The 15,115-nt window shown below is 35.0% G+C and carries 15 protein-coding genes; 4 read left to right on the top strand and 11 right to left on the bottom strand.

What is annotated here, in order from left to right; translation table 11 throughout:
- The first annotated feature begins 47 nt into the window (after positions 1 to 47).
- On the top strand, positions 48 to 869 hold the full coding sequence (locus QLS65_RS09505) for a haloacid dehalogenase type II (protein ID WP_131996165.1): 822 nt from the start codon (positions 48 to 50) through the stop codon (positions 867 to 869).
- Positions 870 to 891: 22 nt separating this feature from the next.
- Positions 892 to 1,017, top strand: a complete 126-nt coding sequence (locus tag QLS65_RS09500; protein ID WP_282712242.1) for a hypothetical protein — start codon at positions 892 to 894, stop codon at positions 1,015 to 1,017.
- On the opposite strand, the gene QLS65_RS09495 is transcribed toward QLS65_RS09500, so the two are convergent.
- The 10 genes from QLS65_RS09495 to QLS65_RS09450 all read right to left on the bottom strand — a co-directional run bounded on the left by QLS65_RS09495 (position 1,014) and on the right by QLS65_RS09450 (position 11,167).
- The gene (locus QLS65_RS09495; protein WP_282712241.1) at positions 1,014 to 1,742 is read right to left on the bottom strand and encodes an LVIVD repeat-containing protein; all 729 of its coding nucleotides are present in this window, start codon (positions 1,740 to 1,742) and stop codon (positions 1,014 to 1,016) included. The genes QLS65_RS09500 and QLS65_RS09495 overlap by 4 nt on opposite strands.
- Positions 1,743 to 1,745: 3 nt before the next feature.
- Positions 1,746 to 2,237, bottom strand: coding sequence for a hypothetical protein (locus QLS65_RS09490; protein WP_282712240.1), 492 nt, complete (start codon positions 2,235 to 2,237; stop codon positions 1,746 to 1,748).
- A gap of 106 nt (positions 2,238 to 2,343) precedes the next feature.
- Positions 2,344 to 2,778, bottom strand: a complete 435-nt coding sequence (locus QLS65_RS09485; protein WP_282712239.1) for a hypothetical protein — start codon at positions 2,776 to 2,778, stop codon at positions 2,344 to 2,346.
- 251 nt (positions 2,779 to 3,029) lie between these two features.
- On the bottom strand, positions 3,030 to 3,701 hold the full coding sequence (locus tag QLS65_RS09480) for a hypothetical protein (RefSeq protein WP_282712238.1): 672 nt from the start codon (positions 3,699 to 3,701) through the stop codon (positions 3,030 to 3,032).
- Positions 3,702 to 3,789: 88 nt separating this feature from the next.
- Positions 3,790 to 4,629: a protein NO VEIN domain-containing protein gene (locus tag QLS65_RS09475; protein WP_282712237.1), complete on the bottom strand. Its 840-nt coding sequence runs from the start codon at positions 4,627 to 4,629 to the stop codon at positions 3,790 to 3,792.
- A gap of 384 nt (positions 4,630 to 5,013) precedes the next feature.
- Positions 5,014 to 8,355 carry a preprotein translocase subunit SecA gene (gene secA / locus QLS65_RS09470; protein WP_282717072.1) on the bottom strand — a complete coding sequence of 1,114 codons (3,342 nt, stop codon included), beginning with the start codon at positions 8,353 to 8,355 and terminating at the stop codon, positions 5,014 to 5,016.
- Positions 8,356 to 8,439: 84 nt separating this feature from the next.
- Positions 8,440 to 8,661: a DUF2795 domain-containing protein gene (locus tag QLS65_RS09465; RefSeq protein ID WP_007138072.1), complete on the bottom strand. Its 222-nt coding sequence runs from the start codon at positions 8,659 to 8,661 to the stop codon at positions 8,440 to 8,442.
- A gap of 195 nt (positions 8,662 to 8,856) precedes the next feature.
- Positions 8,857 to 9,426, bottom strand: a complete 570-nt coding sequence (locus QLS65_RS09460; RefSeq protein WP_121341485.1) for a cob(I)yrinic acid a,c-diamide adenosyltransferase — start codon at positions 9,424 to 9,426, stop codon at positions 8,857 to 8,859.
- Positions 9,427 to 9,457: 31 nt separating this feature from the next.
- Entirely contained in the window at positions 9,458 to 10,315 is an 858-nt protein-coding gene (locus tag QLS65_RS09455) for an ATP-grasp domain-containing protein (RefSeq protein ID WP_282717070.1), read from the bottom strand.
- Between the two features lie 165 nt (positions 10,316 to 10,480).
- On the bottom strand, positions 10,481 to 11,167 hold the full coding sequence (locus QLS65_RS09450) for an ABC transporter ATP-binding protein (protein WP_099715952.1): 687 nt from the start codon (positions 11,165 to 11,167) through the stop codon (positions 10,481 to 10,483).
- A 380-nt stretch (positions 11,168 to 11,547) separates the two neighbouring features.
- Here QLS65_RS09450 and QLS65_RS09445 point away from each other — a divergent pair, with 380 nt between their 5' ends.
- Positions 11,548 to 12,222, top strand: coding sequence for a hypothetical protein (locus QLS65_RS09445; RefSeq protein ID WP_099715951.1), 675 nt, complete (start codon positions 11,548 to 11,550; stop codon positions 12,220 to 12,222).
- A 55-nt stretch (positions 12,223 to 12,277) separates the two neighbouring features.
- Here QLS65_RS09445 and QLS65_RS09440 read toward each other — a convergent pair whose 3' ends face one another.
- Positions 12,278 to 13,069 (bottom strand): O-methyltransferase, encoded by a 792-nt coding sequence (locus tag QLS65_RS09440; RefSeq protein ID WP_282717064.1) that lies wholly within the window; start codon positions 13,067 to 13,069, stop codon positions 12,278 to 12,280.
- 187 nt (positions 13,070 to 13,256) lie between these two features.
- Between QLS65_RS09440 and QLS65_RS09435 the strand changes: the two genes are divergently transcribed.
- Positions 13,257 to 14,804 carry an SDR family NAD(P)-dependent oxidoreductase gene (locus QLS65_RS09435; protein WP_282712223.1) on the top strand — a complete coding sequence of 516 codons (1,548 nt, stop codon included), beginning with the start codon at positions 13,257 to 13,259 and terminating at the stop codon, positions 14,802 to 14,804.
- Positions 14,805 to 15,115 lie beyond the last annotated feature (311 nt).

Genomic DNA, 15,115 nt, shown 5'->3' with positions numbered 1-15,115 from the left:
TACTTTGTCGTATATTTTATTTAACGCATGATTTAAAAAGAAAAACAATGAAAGAATTTAAAAATAGCAACCAAGGTTTAGTAAATACCACATTGACTGTTGGAGAAGAAGAAATTAGCGCGCCTATTTTAATTTTAAAAGAGGAGACAGACAATAATGAGGAGTACAGCGCTGGTTATTTACAAAGACCCAAGGTTTTATTTTTTGATGTAAATGAAACGTTGCTGGATCTTAATAGCATGAAAAAAAGTATTGGCGCAGCGCTAGGAGGTCATCCTGAATTGATGTCCTTGTGGTTCACTACAATGCTTCAGTATTCATTGGTTACAACAGTAGCAAATCAATATCATGATTTTGGAACAATTGGAGCCGCTGCACTTATAATGGTTGCCCACAAAAATGGAATTGATATAACGGATAAACAAGCTAAAGATGCTGTTGCTCCAATTTTATCATTGCCTGCACATCCAGAAGTGAAAGAAGCTCTCTTACTTTTAAGAAGAGAAGGTTTTAAATTAGTTGCCTTCACTAACTCATCCAATAAAGCAGTCGAAACGCAACTTAAATATGCAGGGATTCATGATCTATTTGACGATGTGTTAAGTATAGAAGATGTAGGTAAATTCAAGCCTCATGCAGATACTTATAATTGGGCTGCCAAAAAAATGGGATTAAAATCGAATGAATGTATGTTGATAGCTGCACACGGTTGGGATGTTGCCGGTGCAAATTGGGCAGGTTGGCAAACGGCTTTTGTCAGCCGTCCTGGACAGCAATTGTTTCCTCTTGCAAATTTACCTGAAATTAATAAAGAGAATATTTTATTAGTTGCTCAGAAGCTAATTTCAATACCTTTTCAGCAGTTGTAATCATTGAAAATTAAAGAACCGATTGCGCAATTCAAACATTGATTGGCACTTAACTGAGAACGAAATTTTAGAAAAGCGTTTGGCTTGGGCCAAAAATTCCATAAAAGACATCAAGCGAATTGAAGCACGCTATTTTGAGGAGCATTAAAACGTTGTTTCACTCTCTAGTTGTATGTCTTTTATATTGTTCGGATTCATTTTATAGCGGTATACGCCGTTATTCCCAATGGCAAATAAGGTATTGTCGCGTACAATTAAATCAAAACAATTTTTGTCAATGGCATGCACTAAAACAGGTTCAGCAGGATTTTGAATGTTGAATATTTTGATAACATCATCACAAACCAGTAAATAATCAGCGGTGTAAAAACTGATTCCTTTAGGCTGCATGAGTGTTCTGCTGTGAATTAATTTTGGATTAGTTAAATCTTTGGTGTCATAAACTTGTAAAACGTTAGTGTTGTTGCCACAAGTGGTGTTCGAGTTCAATGTCACGTAGGAGTGTGTACTATTGGCAATTACAGGATCACAAGCGGTAAAGTGTTGCACACTGGACAACTTTGTTGGGTTTTCAGGATTGGTGATTGAATAGATAAACATTCCGTTTCTAGATCCAATGAATAAATTATCTCCGTATGAAAATAAGGTTTCAATGTCAAAACCGATAGGAATCTCATTGACTTTTACGGGCTTTTCCGAATTGATTAGCGAGAATACATTCAACTTCATCTGGTCTACGCCGTATAAATAATTGCCTTTTATGGCAAAAACAGCAAGTGAACCGCCTTGTCCTGTGTCGCCGTTTTGTGCGCTGTCACTGTCTGAACAACCCATTATAAACACTAGTAATACGAAGGATATAATTTTTTTCATGTGTTACTTGATTAATGTCCAATCGATTATTATTTCATTTTCTTTGGTGTAGCCATATAAGCCGTTTGGAGCTTGCTTTTGCGGAAAAACATTTTTGTTTCTGTTGGTGACCGTAAAAATTTTGGTGGCAGGATTGAAAGTGGCAGTAACCAAATCTACTGCTTGATTGATGTACACCGTATTTCCTTTGATGGCTAAGTCAGTAGCGCCCGGGGCTTTTATAAAATGGAGTCGGATTGGTTTTTTAGGATCCGTGTAATCATAAACATGAAACCCTTTATTGACATCGTTGATAAACATTAAATCGTCCTTGATATAAATTTTTCCCGATTTAATAATGGGTTGTGCGTTTTGAAAAGCAATGGAGGTTTCCAGGGCGCTGCGGGCAATAATCACCGGTTTGTATTCTTGACGCACAAAGTCACCGTTATCTGTAGTTGGCCAGCAGGAAATGAATAGAAATGAAACCAGCAGGAGAAGTACTATTTTTTTCATTGCGGAATGTTTTTATAAAGATATCAAAAACCGCTTTTGGTTGCGTGCAGCGTGCATTAAATTTATGTAAAAAAGTTTTAGTGTTAGCAAGCGTAATTCTTTAATTTTAATTTGTAGAAAATTCGGTGCTTTCAAATCCGCTATTTTGTGTAATTATTTCCACGAGTTTTTCCAAATCAGTACTAGCAATGTTATGGATTTCGAATATTTTGTCGCTTCCGGATTTCAGAATTATTTTTAAATTACTGTTGTCTAATTCCAATTTTGCGATATTTTTAAATGTTATAGACTTACTGATTAATCTATTTATTTTGATGTTCATTCCCCGTTTATTCCATTCAACATAATTTTTGTACCAAAACATTTTACTGTAATAGGCTGCTTGGATAAAAAAACCAATGGAAGCCAAAATTTTATTCGTTCTCTTATATTCAAATTCAATAATTTCAAAACTACCCATAAGAATAAAAACTAATGAGATTAACATTAAAAGAGATGTCCAGTTTTTAAATGTTAAGTGATTAAAGTGTATTTTTTTCATTATGTTCAGTTATTGTTATTACTTCAGTATTTTTAAATGTTGATAAAATTCAGCTTCTTGATGAAATTTTAATATTATTAAAATTGCGCAAAGTCAGAGACATTTGCGCAGCATTTACGAAAAATTTATTTGATTTCAGGGATACTTTGCGGAGCGGTTTTTCGGTTAAACACAAATTTATCAAGTACAAAATCATCTTTAAATTCAACCTAAAACCCCAATCTTGCCAAACGGCTGTTACCAGTAGTTTTTTATTTTGCTAAACTTCGGATATAGTCATAAAAAAGTTGCCTGACTCCGCCTGGCAGTCTTAATTCGAGCAAAGAGTTTTGATTTAAGTCGTCAGCTTTTTGTATGCACTTATAAACTAAATCCCTAAATTTCTCAACATTAATATGAGTAGTATATTTATCACGGTTGCCATCAAGAGTTTCATAATTACCATCCCATTTCTCTTCTGCTTTTTGGTAAACATTCTCAATTTCCTTGTTATAGCGAAATATGTAATGATTGTCTTTAAATTTGTCAATTGATGTCAAACTTACATTGTGTAAAAGCCCATTTCTTAATGCATAAAGAGTATTTATAAGTTCATCATCTTCGTCTATTTCGCCAAAATAGACTAAACACCTTTTTATACCGTTCTCAAATTTTGGTTCAGCCTTGTCTTTTCTGTTATAACATATGCCTAATTGGTCTAGTATTGCACACAACGATAAATATGGCATTAACTGTTTGCTGTATTCAAAAGACAACGAGTGTTGAATATTCTGATATATAAAAGATAAAGTAGACCTTAGAATTACGTTTTTTACTGGAATAGGAGAATAGCTTGTAGATAAATGTATGAAAGCCATCTCTTCAAATGAGAGTTCATCTGTTTTTTTGCCGTATAATTTGTGTGGAGTAATGTTATATTCCATTTTTCATATAAAATAGTTTGTTCTTAATTGTTCGATGTGTCGTTTTTAAAATTACTGCCAACGTTGTAGTAGCTGTTATGTGATGTTTTTATTTTGGAATTACAACTTTATATGCAATTGAAATCATCAAGTTTTTTTTCTCAAATTCTTCAATTGGATTATTTATTATTTTATCAACATAACCAATTCCATTTTTTGAGTCAGTTATTTTTACAAGATACAAATATGACTGTTCACCTAAATCTCTTAATGTTTCAACTTCATTTTCAGATAAAAAGAGTGTATTGTCAAGAGTAGTCGTGCTTTTTACCTCTATGTAACGAGTTTCTTTTGATGTTTCGGTTAGAATATCAAAACCAGCGTTCACGAAAGATTTTGAAGTGTGGGTTATATGTTTTTTTGGGTTCGCGAATCCATTTTTAATAAGTCGATCAAATTCATATTGATATGCAATATTTTCTCCGACAATTCCATTTATTATTTGTTGATCAAGTTTTTTCTTAAGAGTTTCGGGTGTGATTCGGCGTTGCATTCTCTTTCTATTTTTTTGAGTTGAAATACTAATGAAACTCGCCTTTGAAAGATTGTAATTTGGATAAAATTCTTTAATCCAATCGTCAAATGCATTTCGAACTTTTGATGATACTTTATCTCTAGGTATCCATTCTTTCTCAATTCTATTTCGTATTACATTTTGAGTTGTTCCACCACCAGTTTTATTTTTATAAATTTTTATATAATCTTCTACAGAAATATCTTTAAATGCACAAAACTTTGAAATGCCAAAGTAATGCTCTCCATTATCCTCATAATTTAAAAAGTATTTTGGTGAAGAACCTAAAAGTGTACGCCAATGCTCAGGTTTATTATGGAATTCAATTATAGAATTAAATAAATCTGCTTCGTCGTTAACATAGTTGTTTCTCATAAAGGGCGGGTTAAAATATCACATAACTAGTATATAGGTCTGATAAACGTCAGACTTTATTTATTTTCAAATATATAAACTAATCGCTGAAAAATCTTATAAATTGGAATTAGTAATTAATTCATCACAAAATCCCTAGCCCCGACTGCAGTGGAAAGCCTATGCCGGTTGAAAACCACTTTTTTCTGGTGATGGCAGAGCGAATCCCGACACTTCGGGAGAAGCTCCTGACAGCGGCTAGAAAAAGGGTTTGAAACCAAATAGCTTGCAGCGTAGGGCGGGAATTGCTTCTGAAATGAATTCAGGATTAAATTCAGGATTAAAAAAAATTCCCCAACTACTTTCGTAATTGGGGAATTTAATAGTAAAGATTTGAAACGGTTATTAGTTAACAATAACCCATTGTCCTGAAGCGATTAAGCTTTCGGCTTTTTTGTATTTCATTTCTTGAATTTGTCCGTTTGCCACGTTTTGAATCGTTACGTTATCATTACGATTAATTTTTGGCATATCTCTCACGATAGTTTCGGTAACTTGTCGTTGTTGCGTTTCTCCCGCTTCACGATTAGCACTTTCACTATTTGGAATTTCGTCTTTACTTAATTTATAGTCTTCTTGTTGACGAACTTCTTTCGCTTCTTGAATTTGTTGATTCTCTTGAGCCGGTAAATCACCTTTGAACAAGAATGAAATCACTTCCTTGTTTACATTGTCAATCATTGCTCTAAACAAATTGAATGCTTCCAATTTGTAAATAAGTAATGGATCTTTTTGTTCGTGAACCGCAAGTTGAACCGATTGTTTCAACTCATCCATTTTACGTAAGTGTTTCTTCCAAGCTTCATCTACAATGGATAAAGTGATATTTTTTTCGAAATCAGCCACCAGTTGAGCTCCCTCAGTTTCGTAGGCTTTTTTCAAATCAGTAACCACATTCAAAGATTTGATTCCATCTGTAAAAGGAACTACAATACGTTCAAATTGGTTGTTTTTATCTTCGTAAACACTTTTTATGATTGGGAATGCTTCTCTGGCACTTCTTTCGGTTTTCTCGGTATAATATTCAAGCGTAGCTTTGTATATTTTACCGGTTAATTCCATTTCACTCAATTTACTGAATTCACTTTCAGTAACTGGAGAAGTAATGGAGAAATAACGAATCAATTCGAATTCAAAGTTTTTGAAATTATTTGATGCTTTGTTTTGGTCAACGATCAATTCACAAGTATCGTAAAGCATGTTTGCAATATCTAATTTCAAACGCTCTCCAAACAAGGCATGACGACGACGTTTGTAAACCACTTCACGTTGTGCATTCATTACGTCATCATATTCCAATAAACGTTTACGAACACCAAAGTTGTTTTCTTCTACTTTTTTCTGAGCACGTTCGATAGATTTAGTCATCATAGAATGCTGAATCACTTCACCTTCCTGCAATCCCATTCTGTCCATAACTTTTGCCACTCTTTCAGAACCAAACAAACGCATTAGGTTGTCTTCAAGAGAAACATAAAACTGAGAACTTCCAGGATCACCTTGACGTCCTGCACGACCACGTAACTGACGGTCAACACGACGGGAATCATGACGTTCTGTTCCTACAATTGCTAATCCACCAGCAGCTTTTACTTCGGCAGATAATTTAATATCGGTACCACGACCAGCCATGTTGGTTGCAATAGTTACCACACCAGGTTTTCCTGCTTCTTCAACAATTTGCGCTTCTTGTTTGTGCATTTTTGCATTCAAGACATTGTGTGCAACGCCTCTCATTTTTAACATTCGGCTTAATAATTCTGAAATCTCTACAGAAGTTGTACCAATAAGAACTGGTCTTCCTGCATTAGATAATTCAGTTACGTCTTCGATAACGGCATTGAATTTTTCACGAGTAGTTTTATAAATAAAATCCTCTTTGTCTTTTCTGGCCATTCCTCTGTTCGTAGGAATTTCTACAACGTCAAGTTTATATATTTGCCATAACTCACCCGCTTCAGTTACTGCAGTTCCAGTCATTCCTCCCAGTTTGTTGTACATTCTGAAATAATTCTGTAACGTAACGGTTGCAAATGTTTGAGTTGCAGCTTCGATTTTTACATTTTCTTTGGCTTCAATCGCTTGGTGCAATCCGTCAGAATAACGACGACCGTCCATGATACGACCTGTTTGCTCATCAACAATCATGATTTTGTTATCCATGATTACATATTCAACATCTTTTTCGAATAAAGCATAGGCTTTCAAAAGTTGTGTCAAAGTATGAATACGCTCACTTTTTACTCCAAAATCTTGAAACAATTGTTCTTTTTCTTCGGCTTCAGTGTCTTTATCTAATTTTTTCTTTTCGATAGCGGCAATTTCAGTTCCAATGTCCGGAAGTACAAAAAAGTCAGCATCAGTATCTCCAGAAAGGTATTTAATTCCGTTATCGGTCAATTCAACCTGATTGTTTTTTTCTTCAATAACAAAATACAATGCCTCATCAATCTTGTGCATTTCTCTTTTGTTATCCTGCATGTATTGATTTTCGGTTTTTTGAAGCAATTGTTTAATTCCTTCTTCACTCAAAAATTTAATTAATGCTTTGTTTTTTGGTAATGCTCTGTAAGCTCTTAACAATTGGAATCCACCTTCTTTAGTATTTCCCTCTTTAATTAATTTTTTTGCTTCAGATAAGAAACCGTTAGCCAATTGTCTTTGTATGCTAACTAAGTTTTCAATTTTTGGTTTCAATTCATTAAACTCATGACGATCTCCTTGCGGAACCGGTCCTGAAATAATCAATGGTGTTCTGGCATCATCAATTAAAACTGAATCGACCTCATCGACAATCGCATAATTGTGTTTTCTTTGCACTAAATCTTCTGGCGAATGCGCCATATTATCTCTTAAGTAGTCAAAACCAAACTCATTATTGGTTCCGTAAGTGATATCAGCATCATATGCTTTTTTTCTTCCTTCAGAACTTGGTTGGTAATTGTCAATACATTCTACAGTCATACCGTGAAATTCAAATAATGGCGCTTTCCAAGTACTATCTCTTTTTGCCAAATAATCATTCACAGTTACTAAATGCACACCGTTTCCAGTTAAAGCATTTAAGTAAAGCGGTAAAGTTGCCACCAATGTTTTTCCTTCACCTGTTTGCATTTCAGCTACTTTTCCTTCATGCAAAACCATTCCGCCAATTAATTGTACGTCATAGTGAATCATGTCCCAAGTAATTTCTTTCCCTGCTGCACTCCATGAATTTGCCCAAACTGCATTGTCACCATCTAAGGTAATGTAGGTTTTAGTAGCAGAAAGTTCACGATCTTTAGGTGTTGCAGATACAACAATTTCTGTATTGTCTTTGAAACGTCTTGCTGTTTCTTTCACAACAGCAAAAGCTTCAGGAAGAATTTCCATCAATGTTTTTTCAGAGATATCGTAAGCTTCTTTTTCAAGTGCATCAATAGCAACATAAATATCTTCTCTCTTGTCAATATCTTCAATAGTTTCTACTTCAAGTTTGAGTGCAGCAATTTTAGCATCTTTTTCAGCACGGGCTTGTTTGATTTTTTCTTTGAAAAAAGCAGTGCGTCCTCTAAGATCATCATTGGATAATGCCATCAGAGGAGTTTCAAAAGCTTTAATTTTACTAAGGTATGGTTGTAAAGCTTTGACATCTTTTTGGGATTTATCCCCAACAAAGACTTTAATAATACTATTTATAAAACTCATAATATGTTTTTATTTCTGTTTGTGTAATTCTGTAAATTTAAACAAAAAAAAAGCCTCTTTTGAGACTTTTTCTTGGTTTACTTTTTAATATTCATCCTCATTCCAAAGATAATCTTCGTCAGTTGGATAATCTGGCCAAATTTCTTCCATTGATTCATATATCTCGCCTTCATCCTCTATAGATTGAAGGTTTTCTACTACTTCTAATGGAGCTCCTGCTCTAATAGCGTAGTCAATAAGTTCGTCTTTGTTAGCAGGCCACGGTGCATCGCTTAAATAAGATGCTAATTCTAATGTCCAATACATGTGTTGTCGATTTAGTTTTGTGCAAAAATAAATTTTTTACTGAAAAAGACAAGTAAAAAATCATTTATTTTTAGTTAAAGTTAAGAACGTTTTATTGATTGCTGATTTTTGATTTGTGATTAACGATTTTTGATTTAAAAAAAATGATTTTAAATACATCTGAAATAAAAAAACGTTACTCTTTAATCTGAAATCCTATTTCCTCGGAATCCATTGAACTTCGGCAGCGTTCAAATCATGAGACAACTTTCGTGCCAACACAAAAAGGTAGTCAGAAAGTCGGTTTAAGTACTTGATTGCTATTTCAGGAACGGGTTCATTGTGGCTTAAATGAACGGATAAACGCTCTGCTCTGCGACAAACACAACGAGCAATATGACAATATGACACAGTAGTATGTCCGCCTGGAAGTACAAAATGAGTCATTGGCGGCAATGCTTCTTCCATAGCGTCAATTTCATTTTCCAATAATTCAATGTCAGATTCTATAATCCCCAAATTTTTCAAACGGAGTTCACCGTTTTTCATCACTTCTTTTTCAGGTGGCGTTGCTAATATAGCGCCAACAGTAAATAGACGATCTTGGATTTCGATAAGGATTTCTTTGTAATGTGCATTCATTTCCTGATCGCGAATCAGACCAATATGAGAATTCAATTCGTCAACAGTTCCGTAGCTTTCAATTCGGGCATGATCTTTTGGGACTCTGGTTCCGCCAAAAAGGGCTGTTGTTCCTTTATCTCCAGTCTTTGTATATACTTTCATCTACCGTATTATTTGATTTAAAAAAACAAATTTAGCGTATTAATTCCACTATTGCTGCAATAAATCGTTCCAGTGAATTTTCACTGAGATTGAAATATAAATCAGGTTCGATGCATTCAATTTCCATTAAATAGAGTTCGTTCTCAATAAGGATTCCGTCTACTCTGGCATACAGTAAATTCTCTGGAAATGTATTGGCAATTTTTTGCGCTTTTTCAATTAGTTCCTGACTGGGTTGAACCAAATTGTATTTTCCTCCAAAAAGGGATTGTACTCTAAAATCGCCATCAACGGGTTTTTTGTTTACCGCGTGTGAGAATTTTTTATTGAAAAAGATAAAAGAAGTTTCGCCCAATGTTTGAATTTCGGGCATGAATTCCTGTAAAAGCAACTCTTTCTCCGCTGCGATGCTTTTATATTTCGTGCTTATTTCCTGAATTTCGGATACGTCAAAAACTTCGGTGAGATAGGAACCAGCAGAAAATGCGGGTTTTATAACTGCTTTTTTCCAATGTGATGGAATCAATTCAGCAAGATTAAGATGTTCTGTTTTATCAATGAAAACGGTTGGTAAAATGGTAATTCCCTGCTGTTCCATTTCACGCAAGTAAAACTTATGGATGTTTTGCTTGATTACTTCAATAGTATTTAGTGTTTTGATTCCCAGTTTTTCTATTTGGTCGAGCCAAATTTTAAACTCGGTTTCTTTCTCGAAATAATCCCAAGTATTGCGAAAAATTAGATAATCAAAATCAGTCCAATTGATGTTTTTGTCGCTCCAGATTGCGGCGCTGGCTTCTATATTATGTTTAGCTAATGCCGGAATTATTTTTTGATCTTCGGGATTTAGGTTTGGAAGTTTTTCGCAGGTTAGTATGGCGATTTTCATTTTTTGGTGTGTGTTATATGTAATTTTGAACGCAATCGTAATTTGGATTTCCTAGCCCGGATAAAAGCGATATCCTCTTTCTTGTCATTCAGACGAAGGAAGAATGACAAGGAAGAGATACAAGCGGATAGCCGGCAAAAGCTCCTGAAAAAGCTCCTGAAAAAACTATTTAGAGGTATCGCTTTCTATAAGTCCGTCACGCAAGCGAATTACGCGATTGGCGTAAGCGGCGATTTCTTCCTCGTGTGTTACCAGAATTACGGTATTTCCATTGGCGTGGATGTCTCCAAAAAGTTTCATGATTTCTAATGATGTTTTACTGTCTAGATTTCCGGTAGGTTCATCGGCAAGAATGATGGACGGTTTGTTGACCAAAGCACGGGCAATTGCCACACGCTGGCGTTGCCCACCTGAAAGTTGGTTGGGTTGGTGGTCCATTCTGTCTGCAAGATTTACTTGTTCTAAAACTTCGGTAGCTCGTGCTTTTCTTTCTGATTTTGAAAATCCGGCATAAATCATGGGTAGAGCAACGTTATCTAATGCGGTGGTTCTGGGTAAAAGGTTGAAAGTCTGGAAAACAAATCCTATTTCTTTATTTCGAATTTCGGCTAATTCATCATCTTTCATCTGGCTGACGTCTTTTCCGTTGAGGATGTAGCTCCCGGAAGTAGGCGTATCTAAACAACCTAATAAATTCATTAAAGTTGATTTTCCAGATCCAGAAGGTCCCATTAATGCTACATATTCGCCTTTATTTATTTCTAAATCAATGCCTTTAAGAACATAAACGATTTCATTTCCAAGTACAAAATCTCGTTTGATATTGGTTATTTTGATTAGCGGGTTTGCCATTAGAATATATGATTTTTGACCTTCGATCGAGCGTAGGCTGCTATTAAATTAGATTTTAAAAGTACAAAAGACTTTTGAATTATTAATAAGTAGTTGTTTTTTAAAATTTGTTACATTTTGCGCCTTAATTTTAAATAAGAACTAACTTTTTTAAAATCAAACAATTGCGTTTTTTGCCGATTTCTTTTAAAAGGCAATTTTTAATACATAGAATCAGCCGTAATTATTTATACTATTTTAGGGTTAGTTTATATAATTCACACTTTATTTCTCTTTATTTCATAATTATATGTAATATTTATAAGATTTTTGGATTATAATTATGAATCGAATAATGTTGCTTAAATTTACATAAATAATATTAATCAAATCAAGTAGTTATGAAAAGTACAAAAATGGTGTTAGGAATAGCGGTAATCGCTTTAGGATTTACTTCATGTAAAGATGAAAAAGCTGAACAAGCAGAAAAAACGGTAGATACGTATGTAATGTATGTTGATTCATTAGGAAATGTTGCTTCAGAGGATGCTAAAGCAAACTGGCAAGGAATTGAAGCTACGTATCAATTAAGAAGCGGAGATGCTCAAGCAGCCTTGGCAAATATGAAAGATAACGCAGAAGCTCAAGAACGTCTTGATGCAGCAACTGCTAAATATGAAGCGTTAAAAGCTAAATATGAAGCTGAAATGCAAGAGAATGCTCAAGCTGCTGTAGCTGCAAACCCAAAACAACAACTAAGAAATGCTTTGTTTGGTGAAGGAAAAATAGGGGATGACATGAGTTTTACTTGGGTAAACAAAGACAATATTCTGGGTGTTTATCAACAATTTGTAAGTACTGTTGAAACAAATAAAGATGCTTATTCTCGTGAAGACTGGGATGAAATTAAATTGATGTATGAAGCATTGGACAGCAGAAAAAATACTGTTGAAAAAGAAGGACTTTCAGGTGATGATAACAGAAAAATTGCTAGTTTAAAATTGAAATTTGCACCAATGTATACTGTAAACAGAATGGGAGCAAAATCTGGTGAAATGAAAAAAGCTAAAGAATAAGGAATAATTAATTCAATGTTAGAAATGACAGTCAGCAATGGCTGTCATTTTTTTTTTAGGTACGAATCACAAAATGCTCTTTGGGTTGTTCTCTTCTAAAAAATACCAATCCCCACTGAAACGTATCAATAGTCACCGTCACTTTTGGATGGTTTTTTATGATTTTCCAAGCCTCTTCCATTTTTGGCGACCAATGAATGTCATCGAATATCCAAACGGTTTCGTTAGTTATCGTAGGAAGTAATACTTCGAAATAGTCCAGTGTTGCTTTCTTGGAGTGGTTTCCGTCGAAATAGATAAGTTTAAAGTTTAAAGTTGGAAGTTGGATGTCAACCAAAAAACTACTGAATTCGGTTACTATTGGATTTACATTATCAAAATGGAACAATTGCAATTGACTTTTTGTAATTGCCATTGTATTAGGACAACCTTCAAGAGTTATGATTTTTGCTTTTATCCCGACGCTTCGGGACCCTAAAGAAAGCGCCGAAGTTGCTAATCCTAATGAAGTGCCAATTTCTAAAATACTTTGGGGCTGAAAATAATGGGTGATTCTAAATAATAATTCGGCTCGTTTTGGAGAAATCCCCGCTGTTTTTGCAATCTTGGAAATAACTCTTGTATTCGATTTAAAAACTTTAGAACCTGCACCAAAATCAGTGACTTCAATCGTATTGTTATTAGCTAAAAGCGAGTTTCTGTATTTTTTTAAAATAGCATATTCCGGTTTTGATTTTTTATCATAAAAACATTTCGTCAACAAATTAAACACAAAAGGTGAATGTACAGCATGCTCATTTTTTGAGTGCCAAAGGAATTGTAAGTACGATTTTATTTGGAATAACATAGCGATAGTTGCAAGGTAAGCGCGAAGATACTAAGATAATAGTCGAAAGTCAAAAGTCTTAAACGTGAAAAGTACAAATTCAAAACAAAGACTTTACGATTTTTGACTTTGAAACTTTACGACTTTAAAAGCCTATCTTTGCGCGCTTGGAATTTACACCAAGAATAATACCCATTTTTTTACGATAATGATTGAACAAATAGAACATAAAAGTGCCATAAGCTCGGAGGAAATTGACCGATGTATCGCTATTTTGGAACAATTGAATACTGATACCGACCAAATATTTGATATTCCAAAAGAACAACGAACAGCTTTAATCAAAGCAGCTGGAATGTTTTCCAGACCCGATCGTGATGAGCTTTCCCGAAGAAAAAAAGACGGAAAAGTGGCTGCTAAACGCAAAATGGAAAAACGCGACCGTACCGCCCGAAAGGAAACTGGAATCCGTCATGCGCGTGAAGCGAGTATTTTTGTGGCGCCAAAATTATTGGCTTTCAATGATCTTGCCCACAAAGAGCAATTAGAACTGGAAACTCCACGAAATTGTTACGTTTGTAAAACGGAATTTACTAAAATGCACCACTTTTATGATACGATGTGTACCGATTGTGGTGATTTTAATTATGCCAAACGTTTTCAAACGGCAGATGTAAAAGGACAAGTGGCAGTAATTACAGGTTCTCGCTTAAAAATTGGGTATCACATTACGTTGATGCTTTTACGAGGTGGAGCAACCGTTATTGCAACGACTCGTTTTCCGGTGGATTCGGCTTTGCGTTTTTCTAAGGAACCTGATTTCATGGATTGGGGACATCGTTTGAAAATTCACGGATTGGATTTACGTCATATTCCCAGTGTGGAGATTTTTTGCAACTTTATCGAGCAGAAATACGAACGATTAGATATCTTGATTAATAATGCGGCACAAACCGTGAGACGTCCCGCCGGATTCTACACCCATTTAATGGAAAACGAAGAGCGTTCCATTACGTCTTTGCCAAAACAAGCGCAAGAATTATTACTGGATCATACCAATTGTTTGGATGAATTGAAAGTGTTGACATCTGGAGCTTCCCCAAATCAGAATATGCCCGTGACTTGGCACGGACCAGAACCTGGAATAGGGTTGCGGGCTTCCGCCAAATTATCCCAGATTCCGTATTCGTTTGATAATGCGCTCGTGGCGAATGAAGTTTTTCCGGAAGGAGAACTTGATGCCGATTTACAGCAAGTAGATTTAAGAAAAACCAACAGCTGGCGCTTGCGATTGGGACAAATAGAAACCACAGAGATGATTGAAGTACAGTTGGTGAATTCAGTAGCGCCATTTGTATTGTGCAACCGCCTTTCGGAAGTAATGAAGAAAGATAATACCGGAAAAAAACACATCATCAATGTTTCAGCAATGGAAGGGAAGTTTCATCGCTTTTTCAAGGAAGACCGCCATCCGCATACCAATATGGCCAAAGCTGCTTTGAATATGTTGACGCACACTTCTTCGGGAACTTTGGCAAAAGACGGAATTTTTATGAATGCGGTCGACACCGGTTGGGTAACCGACGAAGATCCTGCAGAATTAGCCAAAAGAAAACAGGAAGAAGAAGATTTTCAACCACCATTAGACATTGTAGATGGAGCTGCACGAGTTATGGATCCGTTGTTTGACGGTATCAATACAGGAAAGCATTGGTGCGGTAAATTTTTAAAAGATTACAATCCGATTCCTTGGTAAAACTTTCAGATTTATAAAATAAACACCCACAATAGAATTAGATTTTGTTGTGGGTGTAAACTAAATAGTATTAATGTTTCAATGCTGCAAACTGTGACTGAATATCGAATACTAATTTTATCCTTCTATCTTGGTAGAAAGTTCAAAGTTTAGTTCCTCTTTCTCTTCAATTATATTGATAATTTTTTCAATTCTTTAGCTTTTGTAGCAAATATGTCGCTTTTGCTTACACTAAAGAATGGTACCTAATATTTGTCTATTTGTCCTTAGGAGATCTAAGTGCAAATGCAAATCCTAGCCCAAATAAAAGT

The sequence above is a fragment of the Flavobacterium algoritolerans genome (genome assembly GCF_030010385.1).
GTDB classification, from domain to species: Bacteria; Bacteroidota; Bacteroidia; order Flavobacteriales; family Flavobacteriaceae; genus Flavobacterium; species Flavobacterium algoritolerans.
This window is presented reverse-complemented; position numbering and strand designations above follow the sequence as displayed.

Excerpts from the sequence above, each read along its gene's own strand:
- QLS65_RS09440 (WP_282717064.1), bottom strand. The coding sequence starts at position 13,069 with ATGTTATTCCAAATAAAATCGTACTTACAATTCCTTTGGCACTCAAAA.
- secA (WP_282717072.1), bottom strand. The coding sequence starts at position 8,355 with ATGAGTTTTATAAATAGTATTATTAAAGTCTTTGTTGGGGATAAATCC.
- QLS65_RS09490 (WP_282712240.1), bottom strand. The coding sequence starts at position 2,237 with ATGAAAAAAATAGTACTTCTCCTGCTGGTTTCATTTCTATTCATTTCC.
- QLS65_RS09475 (WP_282712237.1), bottom strand. The coding sequence starts at position 4,629 with ATGAGAAACAACTATGTTAACGACGAAGCAGATTTATTTAATTCTATA.
- QLS65_RS09480 (WP_282712238.1), bottom strand. The coding sequence starts at position 3,701 with ATGGAATATAACATTACTCCACACAAATTATACGGCAAAAAAACAGAT.
- QLS65_RS09435 (WP_282712223.1), top strand. The coding sequence starts at position 13,257 with ATGATTGAACAAATAGAACATAAAAGTGCCATAAGCTCGGAGGAAATT.
- QLS65_RS09450 (WP_099715952.1), bottom strand. The coding sequence starts at position 11,167 with ATGGCAAACCCGCTAATCAAAATAACCAATATCAAACGAGATTTTGTA.
- QLS65_RS09455 (WP_282717070.1), bottom strand. The coding sequence starts at position 10,315 with ATGAAAATCGCCATACTAACCTGCGAAAAACTTCCAAACCTAAATCCC.
- QLS65_RS09460 (WP_121341485.1), bottom strand. The coding sequence starts at position 9,426 with ATGAAAGTATATACAAAGACTGGAGATAAAGGAACAACAGCCCTTTTT.
- QLS65_RS09445 (WP_099715951.1), top strand. The coding sequence starts at position 11,548 with ATGAAAAGTACAAAAATGGTGTTAGGAATAGCGGTAATCGCTTTAGGA.
- QLS65_RS09465 (WP_007138072.1), bottom strand. The coding sequence starts at position 8,661 with ATGTATTGGACATTAGAATTAGCATCTTATTTAAGCGATGCACCGTGG.
- QLS65_RS09485 (WP_282712239.1), bottom strand. The coding sequence starts at position 2,778 with ATGAAAAAAATACACTTTAATCACTTAACATTTAAAAACTGGACATCT.
- QLS65_RS09505 (WP_131996165.1), top strand. The coding sequence starts at position 48 with ATGAAAGAATTTAAAAATAGCAACCAAGGTTTAGTAAATACCACATTG.
- QLS65_RS09495 (WP_282712241.1), bottom strand. The coding sequence starts at position 1,742 with ATGAAAAAAATTATATCCTTCGTATTACTAGTGTTTATAATGGGTTGT.